At 29.7% G+C, this 12,493-nt stretch carries 9 protein-coding genes; 7 read left to right on the forward strand and 2 right to left on the reverse strand.

Annotation, left to right across the window (positions count from 1 at the left end; all coding sequences use genetic code 11):
* Nucleotides 1–18: 18 nt before the first annotated feature.
* The 4 genes from BBIDN127_RS02965 to BBIDN127_RS02980 are packed head-to-tail and all read left to right on the forward strand — an operon-like array spanning nucleotide 19 to nucleotide 5,052.
* Nucleotides 19–1,461 carry a cysteine--tRNA ligase gene (locus BBIDN127_RS02965; protein WP_044054967.1) on the forward strand — a complete coding sequence of 481 codons (1,443 nt, stop codon included), beginning with the start codon at nucleotides 19–21 and terminating at the stop codon, nucleotides 1,459–1,461.
* A 3-nt stretch (nucleotides 1,462–1,464) separates the two neighbouring features.
* Nucleotides 1,465–3,024, forward strand: a complete 1,560-nt coding sequence (locus BBIDN127_RS02970) for an IPT/TIG domain-containing protein (RefSeq protein WP_014023816.1) — start codon at nucleotides 1,465–1,467, stop codon at nucleotides 3,022–3,024.
* On the forward strand, nucleotides 3,021–4,274 hold the full coding sequence (glyA, locus tag BBIDN127_RS02975) for a serine hydroxymethyltransferase (protein WP_014023817.1): 1,254 nt from the start codon (nucleotides 3,021–3,023) through the stop codon (nucleotides 4,272–4,274). The genes BBIDN127_RS02970 and glyA overlap by 4 nt, the downstream gene beginning before the upstream one ends.
* A 25-nt stretch (nucleotides 4,275–4,299) precedes the next feature.
* Entirely contained in the window at nucleotides 4,300–5,052 is a 753-nt protein-coding gene (locus tag BBIDN127_RS02980) for a J domain-containing protein (RefSeq protein WP_014023818.1), read from the forward strand.
* 55 nt (nucleotides 5,053–5,107) lie between these two features.
* Here the strand turns inward: BBIDN127_RS02980 and BBIDN127_RS02985 are convergent, their stop codons facing one another.
* Entirely contained in the window at nucleotides 5,108–6,964 is a 1,857-nt protein-coding gene (locus tag BBIDN127_RS02985) for an integrin-binding adhesin P66 (RefSeq protein WP_014023819.1), read from the reverse strand.
* A gap of 247 nt (nucleotides 6,965–7,211) precedes the next feature.
* Nucleotides 7,212–8,714, reverse strand: a complete 1,503-nt coding sequence (locus tag BBIDN127_RS02990) for a lactate permease LctP family transporter (protein WP_014023820.1) — start codon at nucleotides 8,712–8,714, stop codon at nucleotides 7,212–7,214.
* 70 nt (nucleotides 8,715–8,784) lie between these two features.
* Between BBIDN127_RS02990 and BBIDN127_RS02995 the strand changes: the two genes are divergently transcribed.
* From BBIDN127_RS02995 to BBIDN127_RS03005, 3 genes are read left to right on the forward strand one after another with little or no spacing between them, the layout of a single operon-like run.
* Nucleotides 8,785–10,002 carry a D-alanyl-D-alanine carboxypeptidase family protein gene (locus BBIDN127_RS02995; RefSeq protein ID WP_014023821.1) on the forward strand — a complete coding sequence of 406 codons (1,218 nt, stop codon included), beginning with the start codon at nucleotides 8,785–8,787 and terminating at the stop codon, nucleotides 10,000–10,002.
* Nucleotides 10,003–10,006: 4 nt separating this feature from the next.
* Nucleotides 10,007–10,498, forward strand: a complete 492-nt coding sequence (gene cheD, locus BBIDN127_RS03000; RefSeq protein WP_014023822.1) for a chemoreceptor glutamine deamidase CheD — start codon at nucleotides 10,007–10,009, stop codon at nucleotides 10,496–10,498.
* 2 nt (nucleotides 10,499–10,500) lie between these two features.
* Nucleotides 10,501–12,480 (forward strand): ATP-dependent helicase, encoded by a 1,980-nt coding sequence (locus BBIDN127_RS03005; protein WP_014023823.1) that lies wholly within the window; start codon nucleotides 10,501–10,503, stop codon nucleotides 12,478–12,480.
* Nucleotides 12,481–12,493 lie beyond the last annotated feature (13 nt).

The raw sequence follows: 12,493 nt of genomic DNA on the forward strand, positions 1-12,493 counted from the left end.
TTCAATTTTGAGAAATGTATGATTTTGAAGTTATATAATACTAGAACAAAGGATTTTTCAGAATTAACAAATTTTGAAAATGTTAAATTGTATGCTTGCGGGCCTACTGTTTATAATTATGCTCACATCGGAAATTTTAGAACTTATATTTTTGGAGATTTATTAATTAAAACTTTAAGATTTTTAGGGTATAAAGTTAATTATGCTATGAATATTACAGATATTGGGCATTTAACAGGTGATCTTGATGATGGAGAAGATAAAGTTGCCAAGACAGCAAGAGAAAAGGGTCTTACAGTTTATGAGATTAGTGAATTTTTTACAGAAGCTTTTTTTAACGATTGTAGAAAATTAAACATTGTATATCCCGACAAAGTTCTTGTTGCAAGTAAATATATTCCAATCATGATAGAGGTTGTTAAAATTTTGGAAGAAAAAAAAATTACTTATTTTTCTAATGGCAATGTTTATTTTGATACTTCTTGTTTTAAAAGCTATGGCGAGATGGCCGGTATTGATCTTATTGATAAAGATATGACCTTGTCCAGGGTTGATATTGATAAATTTAAAAGGAATAAAACCGATTTTGTTTTGTGGTTTACTAATTCTAAGTTTAAAGATCAGGAGATGAGATGGGATTCTCCTTGGGGATTTGGTTATCCAAGTTGGCATTTGGAGTGTGCTGCTATGAATTTGGAGTATTTCAAAGATACGCTTGATATTCATTTGGGAGGAGTTGATCATATTGGAGTTCACCACATAAATGAAATAGCAATAGCAGAGTGTTTTTTAAATAAGAAATGGTGTGATATCTTTGTTCATGGAGAATTTTTGATTATGGATTATAATAAGATGTCAAAGTCGCGTGGAAATTTTATTACAGTTAAAGACTTGGAAGATCAAAATTTTTCTCCTCTTGATTTTAGATATTTGTGTTTGACATCACACTACAGGAATCAATTAAAATTTTCATTGGATAATCTTCAAGCAAGCAAGATTGCTAGAGAAAATTTGATAAACAGGCTAAGTTATTTTTATGAATCCTTAGATCTAGATGATTTAAATATACTTAATAAGGATTTAAAAAATTTTGGTTTTAGTGTAGAAAAAGAATATTATGATTCTTTTATAGAAAAAGTTTCTTTTGATTTGAATGTTTCTCAAGGATTGGCTTTACTTTGGGAGATAATTAAATCTGAAAATCTAGGATTTGTTTCAAAACTCAGATTGGCTTTTATTTTTGATGAGATTATATCACTTAATCTGAGAGAAGAAATTTTAAAAAATTTAGAAAACCATGATGTAGTTATTGATGAGAATATGAAAACTTTGATTGAAGAGAGAAGAATAGCTAAATGTGAAAAAAATTTTAAGCGTGCCGATGAAATTAGAGGCTTTTTTGCCAAAAAAGGTTTTGTTTTGGTTGATACTAAGGAAGGAACCAAGGTTAAAAGAGGCTAATATTTGGCTATTTTTTTAAAAAACAAATATTTTTATTTAAGCTTAATTTTTATTATTTTTTTGATTTTATTTGTTTTTTCTGGATTTTTATTTTATTCAAAGCCAATTATTTATGATATATCTCCAATTCCCACTTCGCACAAGGATATTATTGTTATTAAAGGAAATAATTTGGGCTACAGTACAGGAGAGATTAATATCAACAATAATTATTTGGTTAAAAGTAGCATTATTAGTTGGAATAACACCGAAATAGTTTTTAAAATTACAGATGAAATAAATTCCGGACTTATTTTTGTAAAAGGCGAAAGGGGTACTAGCAACGAACTTTTTCTTGTTATCAGCAGGCAAGTTCCTGTTAAGCTTAATAGGGGGAATATACCTTTTATTTTTTCAGAGGATAAAATAACTTTAAATGCAAATTCTTCAACTTTATTACAAGGCATGAATTTGTTTCCATATTCTAGTAGCATTAAAATTTTTCTCGAAACTAAGGACAAACTTTATACAATTTTACCTCAAAATATTTTAGATGTTTCTGAGAATAGATTAGAATTTATTTCTCCTAAAACTTTAAATTCTGGTGGGAAGCTTTATGTTTTATTGGACAATGTTCAAAGCAATAAAATTCCGTTTTATGTTAAAGATGATTTTTTTAAATGGACTTTGAATGATTCGAAAGAGTTTGCAATAATTGAAGAGATTTATTTTAATCAAGATGTTAGTAGTAATTTTGATTCAAATCCCGAAGATATTAATTTTAATATCTTCTATTTAAGACCAATTGAGAATGAGCGTCAAAAAATTGCAGACCACAGCAATGAACATCTTGATTTTAATATTGGTAATTTATTTTTTGAAAGCCTAAAGACAAATAAATTTATTTTTAAGACTAGGGTAAAGACTTCTAAACTTAATTTGGAATTTTTAGATGCAAAATATTTAGAAGGCATTAAGGTTAATAGAGATATTGATAATCAAGAGTACAAAAAACATGTTCAAGACAAAAAAAAAGATTATTTATCTTACAACTCTGTTGATTTAATGCCTTTAGATTCTCTAATTTTATCTAAGACGGCTGGTAGTAATTCAGTTTATAAGTTGGCTAAAGCAATTATTGATGTTTTGACTTCAAATTTTAAGATTATTGAGAATAATTTAAGTTTAAAGGATTCTATTAAAGAGGGAAAAATTTCATCTAGTAATTTAATAGTTCTTACGAATTTGTTATTTTTAAAGTACGAGATTCCGCTGAGAAATATAGTTGGGCTTTACTATGATTCTAATTCTCTTAAATTAAATGAGCATTTTTGGTTTGAATTTTTTTTAGCTGGGGTTGGTTTTGTATATTTTGATATAATAAATGCAGTATTATTTAAGGATAGCTCCAAGTATTTTTTAAATATGTCTGAAAACTATATTCAATACGGATGCAAAGAGGACTATGATAAAAATGAATTTTTTGATGGATATTTAGATTCTGGGTTTTTAAAGTATAAAAGCTTGACAAACGGATCGTATTCTTTAATGCATAGATTTGTTTTGGAGGATAATTTTAAATGAGGGATGATCAAATATTTGATTTAATTGAGAAAGAAAAATTAAGAGAAAAAGAACATATTGAGCTTATTGCTTCTGAAAATTTTACGTCTTTGGAGATAAGGCAGACTGTTGGGAGTATTTTAACTAATAAGTATGCTGAAGGATATCCTTTGAATCGATATTATGGTGGTTGTTCTTTTATTGATGAGATTGAAACTTTGGCAATTTCAAGAGCAAAAGAGCTTTTTAGTGCAAAGTATGCTAATGTTCAACCACATAGCGGATCTCAGGCCAATATGGCTGCCATAATGGCCCTTATTAGCCCAGGCGACAGAATTCTTGGTATGCAATTATCTCATGGAGGACATTTAACTCACGGCAGCAGAGTAAATTTTTCTGGTATATTTTTTAATACTTATTTTTATGGTGTTTCTAGAGATTCTGAGCTAATTGATTATGATGAAGTTCTTAAGATAGCTAGAGATTGCAGACCAAATTTAATAATAGCCGGTGCTTCTTCTTATTCAAGAGAAATTGATTTTAAAAAATTTAGAGAAATAGCAGATGATGTTTCTGCTTATCTTTTGTGTGATATTGCGCATATTGCAGGCCTTATTGTTGCCGGTTTTCATAATTCCTCAATTGATGTGGCGCATCTTACTACAAGCACTACGCATAAAACTTTAAGAGGCCCAAGAGGCGGAATAATACTTTCTGGAAAGGATTTTGACAGATCAGTAAACTTTAATGGAAAAGAGAAGCCCTTGTTTAATGTTGTAAATTCTACAGTTTTTCCTGGAACTCAAGGGGGTCCTTTAGTTCATATTATTGCGGGTAAGGCTATTGCATTCAAAGAGGCTCTTCAGGAAAATTTTAAAGAATACATTGCTAACGTAATAAAAAATACTAAAGTTATGGCTGAATATTTCAAATCGGAAGGATTTCGGATTGTTAGTGGAGGTACAGACAACCATTTGTTTTTGGTTGATCTTAGTAGTTCGGGGCTCACAGGTGCTGATGCTGAGAAATTGCTCGAGAGTGTAAATATTACTTTAAATAAAAATGCTATTCCTTTTGATAAGAAAAGCCCTTCTTTGGCTTCTGGCATTAGAATTGGGGGTGCTGCTATTACTTCTAGGGGCTTAAATGAAAGCGATTCTTTAAATGCTGCTAAATTTGTTGTTAGAGCTTTAAAGGCAAAGTCTGATATTGAATTAAAACAAATAAAAAAGGAAGTTGTAAAATTTATTAGAGATTTTGACATGCCTTGATTGCGTTGGAGGTTGTGATCAATAAATGCCAAGCCTAATTAGAATGTTTTTTTTAGTGTTGTTGTTTATTTTTATTTTTAATCCCGTTTTAATAGCAATGCTTTTTATATTATTTCCGTTTGTGTTGATATTATTTAGTTTTTTGGGTGTTTTTAGAATATACTTTACAAGAGATTACTCATATTCTAGATCTAGAGAGTTTGAATTTTATAAACTTTCTTTTTTATTAATGGCCAAATTGCTGTCTATTTTGGGAACTGTCACTGGAGAGCAGTTAAATTATGTCAATTTTATTATTAATTCTTTGAATTTGTCTGAGCGTGGTAAATCAGAATTGTATACTATCTTTCATTCTGCTATTACTAAGAATAATAATGCTGATAAAATTTTGTATACTCTTAAGCTTGGCTATTTTCAGCACAAAGATCTTTTTATATGGCTTTTTGCTTCTCTTAAAGAAATTAACAGACTTTCTAGGTATAAAAATTTAGAAGCTGAAAAGTTTATCTCTTATGTTGGTGTTTTTTTAGAACTTGAATCTGATGGTTATGAAGCTTATAAAGATATTAATATTAGAATTGTAAATCCTTACAGTATTTTGGGTTTAGCATATAGTGCTAGTGATGATGAGATTAAAAAGGCGTATAAAGGCCTTGTTATAAAATACCATCCCGATAAGTTTGCAAATGATCCTGTAAGGCAAAAAGATGCAAATGATAAATTTATTAAAATTCAAGATGCTTATGAAAAAATTTGCAAGGAAAGAAATATAAGGTAACAATTTATTAATTTTTAAAAGATAAAAAAGAAGGGCCAAAGCCCTTCTTTTGCTGTTAGCTTCCGCTGTAGGCTATTTTGAATTGTAAGAAAGCACTACCAATAGCGGCGTTATTTGTGTTTTTATTAGCAAGTTCTATAATGTTATTTGAATCCCACCCAAGAGAAATTGTTGTAAATCTTATTAGTTTTTCAAGGCTAAGCCCTGTTTTTAAATAAATTTTTGTAGCATCGCTTGAAAGTTTATTAGAAGGCCCTAAAATGTATGCCCCGATATAGGGTACCACATATGCTTCTGTTGAAATGGATGTTATTGGAATTGCATAATCAAGATATAAAGCCAAGCCGAGCTTCATTGCATCTTCAAATGTCAGATTAGGGGTTGTAGCTTGTGTTGTTGAACTTTGTCCGGCTTGATTGTCTGAATTAGCGCTTGGGCTTGTTATAGGATAATTTTCTACAGATTTTTGTCTTAAAATATCGTAAAGACCGATAGATGTTATCCACCCTAGTCCATTTATAATGCCCTTTTTGTTGTCTTCATAGCTTGAAATTTCAACATTTAAGCTTTGAAATGAATTTTCGGATATGGTTTTTAATTTTTTTTCTGTATCTTTAGATCTGTAAAGGTTTTGTCCGTAACTTATTCCCAGTGCAACCCCAGATTTTTTGTCTTGTTCTCCAAATAGTCTTGTACTGTAGGAATCAGATCCTTTAACTGCCCAGGATTCTTTTTCTCCAGTGTCTTTGTTCCAGGCAAGTCCTATGCTTGCTCCTGTTGAGAATGCAATTCCCAATTCTGCATTTTTACTGAAATTAAGAGCATTGCTATTTGGATCAAATATATTCTCAGCTTTTTTGTTAGGATCTGAGGATGCTCCTTTTTTGAAATTTGCTGCTTTTGAGATGTGTCCAAATACAGAAAAATCGCTTGCAAAAGGATCTATTCCAAAATCAGTTCCCATTTGTAAAATAAGATAGGTATTTTTATCATTGATTTTTGTTAATCCAAGCTTATATTGAGCTCCAAAAGATGCTAAAATTGCAGAATTTGATAAAGTTGGGCTCAATAAATCGTTACCAATTGCGGATTTGTCTTTTAAAGAGTATGTTATTGATGAATTATTGAATGTTTGATTTCCATAGGCTCCTGACAAGCCAAAATTTAATTCAAGGGGTGTTTCTGCAATTACAGATTTAGTATCTTCGTTTTGATCAAGTGTATTTTTTATTGGCTTCCATTTTGCTTGAATTCCATAAAGGATTCCTTGATATGTTTTGTTGTATGGGGTGTCTTTGTCATTTTCTTGATTTCTGTTACCTGTGCCTGTTCCCCCTATTGCAAATGTAAGGTCGAGTTTTGGTAGTTTGTATCCCAGCTGAATTGTCCCTATGTTTTTAGAGGTGCCTCTTGCAAGAATTGTTCCTCTTACTATTCTATCATTGCTTGGAAATCCATAGTAAGTGTTTTTAAACCCAGTCATAGGTGCGAAACTAAATAAAGACTCTTTATTAAAGTCAAAATCTGTCATAGTGCTTATTTTAATAAAAAAATCGTACATATTGATTTGGGCTGTTATGTCTCCCACGTCAATTTTAAATTGATCACCTTTTTTGCCTTCCGCTTTTAATGCAAGATCTTCTACTTTAATGTAAGCTGAGAATGGATCGTCTTTGCCTAATTCGGGATTAGCTTCAAACGGTTTAAGCTTAATGGTAATTTTGCTTTTGTTTTCAAATCCAGGAACAAGTTCGTCCATATCTAATCTGAATTCACTTGTGTTTTCAAATCCGAATGTCGGCATCCATGGGTTTATTTTAAATATATCTTTTTCCTTTAATGCGTCTGCTGCAAATATTGCTGCAGATGTGGTTAAAAATATAATTAATTTATATAAAATATGGTTTTTCATAATTATACCTTCCTGTTGTAACTATAAACTTTTATTAGTTCTAGTTATTAATTAAACGTATTAATAAATATATTATAGACATGCTATTATGTATAATATATTAACATATATATAACATGTATATGATATTAAAATATCAGATAAAAATTCAAGGACATATTATTATTTTGTGATTTTTACATTATTCAAATTTATAAATAAGATTAATTTTAGTATAAATTAATCTTATTTATTTTAAATGATTAATTTATACTAAATAAACCAGCAATCCTGTTGCTAAAATGTAGCATAAAGCATAAATTATTGTTTTTGATAAAAGCCTGCCTTCTTGTCCAATTAATCCAGCAGTTGTTGTTGCTATTGTGATGTTTTGGGGAGAAATCATTTTTCCTCCAGTTGCTCCTGTTGTATTTGCTGCTGCAAGCCAGTAAGGATTTGCCCCAATATTTTCTGCCATTTGTGTTTGCAAGGGTCCAAAAAGAACATTTGAAACCGTGTCACTTCCTGTTAAAAATGTCCCAATAGCTCCAATTAGCGGGCTAAATAATGGTCCAAATGTACCTGTTATTATTGAGATTCCATTAGCAAGATCTCTTATCATTCCGCTATGTGTCATTAATCTTGATATTGCAACAATGCAAATGATTATAAATGAAGATAATGCCATTTTTTTCAAGGTTAGCATAAATATTTTTAGCTGTTTTAATATTGGAACTCCTCGTATTGAATAGGATATTATTGTTGCAAGTACTATCAAGAATCCCGGTGAGATAATCCATTTAAAGTGTAGGGGATTTGCTTCTGGATAAATGCTAATAGTGCTTTGAAAGGTTTTTAGGTATTCGTGAATTTTGTTAAAAAGAGGAGATACAAGCACTATAAATGTTACTATTAAAATATAGGGCGAGCATGCAATAATTCCTTTTGATAAGGATATTGTGCTTTTGATTTGGTGCTCAGCAGTTTCTTTATTTCCAAAAAACTTTGCATAAACTATTGTTATTGTCATAGAAAGAATACTTCCAAGGATTGCAGGAAGTTCTGGACCCAAAGTTTTTGATATAAATACTTGAGATATTGCCATTGACATTCCTGAGAGTAGAGTAAGAAGGAATATCCCTTTTAATCCTTTAATGCCTCCCCCTGTAAGAATTACCAGCACAAAAGGTATTGTTAAGGTTGGAAGTATTAGTTGGAATGCAATCTCAGATGAAACAATGTTAACATCCAAGTTAGTTGCTTGAGCTAAAGATGTTATAGGGATCCCCACAGATCCATAGGCTGTTGATGAGGTATTCATTATTAAGCAGATTAAGCAAGCAAAAAATGGTTCAAATCCCATTGCTATTAATATTGACACTGGGATTGCAACAGCAGTTCCATATCCAGCAACTCCTTCTAAAAAGTTTCCAAATCCCCATGCTACTAGCAAGACTATAATTCTTCTATCAGAAGATACGTTTGATAAAATATTTTTAATAGTTTCTATGTCTTTTTGATCTTCTGACATTTTGTATGTAAATATGGCAGCAATAATCACAGTTGCTATTGGCCATATCCCCATTAAGGCGCCTTCAAGCATTGCAAGGCTTGTGTTTACTATTCCCAAGTTTTTATAAAATATAACTATAGAAACAGTGGCTATTAATGATATGGGTATTACATAGTAAGCTGGCTTTTTTATTATGCCAAGTCCAATAATTATTAGGATTATTGGGACCAAAGCTGTTATAAAATCATAAGAATTCATAAAAATGGCTCCTTTTTAATTGTATTGTAATTAACAATTAATAAATAATATATTATTTTAATATTACAACATGAATAGTATCTGTGTTATTGTAAAATTTTTATTAACTTTATTTTTAATTTTTTCCCCGCTATATTATGATCTTTTTGCAGTTAATTTGGCTGAGATTAATAAATTATCAAAGTATGCAAAATCAATAGTTTTAATGGATTTTGATACTAAACGAATACTTTATTCTAAGAAGCCCAATTTGGTTTTTCCTCCAGCATCGCTTACAAAGATTGTTACAATTTATACAGCTTTAATTGAAGCTGAAAAGCGAAATATAAAATTAAAAAGCATAGTTCCTATTAGCGATTCTGCTTCATATTATAATGCGCCTCCCAATTCTTCTTTAATGTTTTTGGAAAAAGGTCAAATTGTTAATTTTGAAGAGATTTTAAAGGGGCTTTCAATTTCTTCAGGCAATGATGCTTCTATTGCAATTGCTGAGTTTGTAGTAGGCAATTTAAATAGTTTTGTTAGTTTGATGAATATTAATGTTTTAAATTTAGGACTTTTAAATATGCATTTTGTTGAACCTTCTGGATATAGCAGTGAGAATAAAATTACAGCACTAGATATGGCTTTTTTTGTAAAATCTTATGTAGAAAAATTTAAATTTATGCTTAATATTCATTCTTTAAAGTATTTTGTTTATCCAAAGAGTAAAAATTTAGGAACTGCTTTATCATCAAAATTTTTAAACTTAAAACAAAGAAATGCCAATTTATTAATACATGATTATCCTTATTCAGATGGTATTAAAACGGGATATATTAAGGAATCAGGCTTGAATCTTATTGCTACTGCTAAAAAGGGCGAGATAAGATTGATAGCAGTTGTGTTGGGGGTTGAAAAAGGAATTAATGGATTTGGGGAGAAGATTAGAGCTTCTATTGCAAAAAATTTATTTGAATATGGATTTAATCAATATTCAAAATTTCCTTTAATAGTAAAATTAAAAGAAAAAGTCTATAATGGTACAGTAGATACAGTTGCTCTTTTTTCTAAAGAGCCTTTTTATTATATTTTAACTAAAGATGAATTTGATAAAATTAATATAAGTTATACTGTTGATAAGTTGGTTGCTCCACTTAGTGGAGATATGCCTGTTGGGAGGGCTATGATTTTTTTAGAAAATGAAAAATTAGGAGATGTTGCTTTGTTTAGTGATAAAGTGAATAAATTAGGGTTTTGGCAAGGTCTTTATAAGAGTTTTATAAATTTTTTTTCAAGAGGCTATTAATTTTATGTTAAACCATTTTAATTTTAAATTAAAACGCGATGTTACGATAATAGTTCCTGGTGAAGCTTTTGTTTCAAATAAAAGAGTTATTTCTACAATTCTTGGTTCTTGTGTTGCTGTTGTGCTTTGCGATGAATCAAACAATTTAATTGGAATGAATCATTATGTTCTAGTTAAGTCAGATCTTGAGATATCTCCTGACCAAAGGGGAAGATATGGGGTTTATGCTATTCCCATGTTAATAAATGCAATGTTAGAAAATGGGGCTAGTAAAGGCAATCTTAAGGCCAAGCTTTTTGGGGGAACTAATTTTATGGCAAAAGGATCGGTTAAGGTAGGGCTTGAAAATTCAGAGTTTGCCGTTAATACATTAAATAAGTATCGTATTCCAATTTTAGCTAAAGATTTTGATCAATCTAAGTCGCGAAAGATTTTTGCTTTTCCTGAAAATTTTAAAGTTATTGTGGAATATCCAGACGGAACAAAGGTTTTTTAATTTTGTCTAATGATGATTTTTTTAAAAATTCTCTCAATCAATTTCAATATGAAGCAGTTACTACTATTGAAGGGGCTCTTTTAATTATTGCTGGTGCTGGTAGTGGAAAAACAAGGGTTGTTACTCACAGAATAGCGTATTTACTTTTAAAAGGCATTGCTCAGAAGGAAATTTTAGCCTTGACTTTTACCAACAAGGCTGCTAATGAAATGAAAGACAGAATTAAAAAAATTTTAAAAAGTCCTCTTAGCAATCTGATGGTTTCAACTTTTCATGCTTTTGGGCTTTTCTTTTTAAAAGAAAATTATAAATTGTTAGGATATAGAAAAAACTTCAGCATTTACGATGAAAATGATAGAATCTCTCTTCTTAAAGAGATTTTGCTTGATGAAGGTCTTTTTAATAAAAAAGTTTCTTTTAATTCACTTAGTAATGTTATTTCGCTTTTAAAAAACGGTATTCTTACCCTTAATGATTTAAAGGAAGAAGATATAAACATTTTCAAGCTTTATGAAGAGCGATTAAGGCTTTATAATTCTTTTGATTTTGACGATTTGATTTTAAAACCAAAAGAATTATTAAGTAGTAATTCTGATATTAGAAATAAATATTCTAAAAGATATAAATATGTTTTGATTGACGAGTTTCAAGATACTTCTTTGATTCAATATAATTTTATTCGTCTTTTAATAAATCATAATAATTTGTGTTGTGTTGGGGATGATGATCAATCGATATATTCTTGGCGTGGGGCTAATTATAACAATATGTTGCAATTTGAAAAAGATTACAATGTTAAAGAAATAAAGCTTGAACAAAACTATCGTTCTGCAAAAAATATTTTAGATGTTGCCAATTCTGTGATTTTAAATAATAAAAATAGAAAAGAAAAGACTTTGTGGTCTTCAAAGATGTGTAACAAAGTTATAGATTTTTTCATATTTGAGGATGAAATTCAAGAATCTGAGTTTGTTGCGAGTCAAATCATACAGCTTTCAAGGCTGGAAGGTTTTAAGTCTAAAAAGATAGGGGTTCTTATGAGAACCAATGCTCTTTTTAAAAACGTTGAGATGATTTTTAGAAGACAAGGCATAAAATATAAAGTTTCGGGGGGAACATCTTTTTTCCAGAGAAAAGAAATAAAAGATATTATTTCTTATTTAAATGTAATAATAAATCCTAAAAGTGATTATGATTTGCTTAGAATCATTAATGTTCCAAGAAGAGGGATTGGTAAGGAATATTTGAAAAAAATTAGAGATATAGCAGACAAGAAAGGTTGTTGCATTTATGAGGCTCTTTGTGACATTACTTTTTCTTTTACAAACATTTCTAGTTATGACAAAGCTTTAAATAAGCAAGTCATTGAAAGCATAGAAGATTTTGTATCTTTTATTGAAGAGTATCAATATAAATTTAGTATAACAAAAAATACTTATTCTAGTATAATCAAAGAAATGATAGAAAGCATTGAATATTGGGGATTTTTAGTTAATGAGAATCCCAATTCAATTAAAGTGGCTGAATATAAATATCAAAATATAGAAGGCTTTTTAAGCATAATTAAAAATTGGGAATCCAAACAACTTGGTGAATTGGGAGATTTAAGCAGTTTTTTAAATTACATAGTTCTTCAATCTAACGAAGCAAATGAGGAGTCTGAAAATATTAATATTAATTTAATGACAGTGCATTCTGCTAAAGGGTTAGAATTTGATTATGTATTTTTTATTGCCGTTGAAGACAATATTATTCCTCATCATAGAATCATTGAAGATAGTGAGTTTGACCTGGAAGAAGAGAGACGAGTTTTTTATGTTGCATTAACTCGTGCAAAAGATTCTCTTGTTATTACCATGGCTAATAAGCGGAAAAAAGATAGGCAAATTTTTGATCAGGTGCCCTCAAGATTTATTTCAGAAATTCCTAAAGAATTTTTAAATTTTAATTATTATGCAGATTTTGTTGAAAAGCTTAACTAGCATTATTAAATTC

The sequence above is a fragment of the Borreliella bissettiae DN127 genome (assembly GCF_000222305.1).
Taxonomy (GTDB): domain Bacteria; phylum Spirochaetota; class Spirochaetia; order Borreliales; family Borreliaceae; genus Borreliella; species Borreliella carolinensis.

Excerpts from the sequence above, each read along its gene's own strand:
- BBIDN127_RS02965 (WP_044054967.1), top strand. The coding sequence starts at position 19 with ATGATTTTGAAGTTATATAATACTAGAACAAAGGATTTTTCAGAATTA.
- glyA (WP_014023817.1), top strand. The coding sequence starts at position 3,021 with ATGAGGGATGATCAAATATTTGATTTAATTGAGAAAGAAAAATTAAGA.
- BBIDN127_RS02980 (WP_014023818.1), top strand. The coding sequence starts at position 4,300 with ATGCCAAGCCTAATTAGAATGTTTTTTTTAGTGTTGTTGTTTATTTTT.
- BBIDN127_RS02985 (WP_014023819.1), bottom strand. The coding sequence starts at position 6,964 with ATGAAAAACCATATTTTATATAAATTAATTATATTTTTAACCACATCT.
- BBIDN127_RS02990 (WP_014023820.1), bottom strand. The coding sequence starts at position 8,714 with ATGAATTCTTATGATTTTATAACAGCTTTGGTCCCAATAATCCTAATA.
- BBIDN127_RS02995 (WP_014023821.1), top strand. The coding sequence starts at position 8,785 with ATGAATAGTATCTGTGTTATTGTAAAATTTTTATTAACTTTATTTTTA.
- cheD (WP_014023822.1), top strand. The coding sequence starts at position 10,007 with ATGTTAAACCATTTTAATTTTAAATTAAAACGCGATGTTACGATAATA.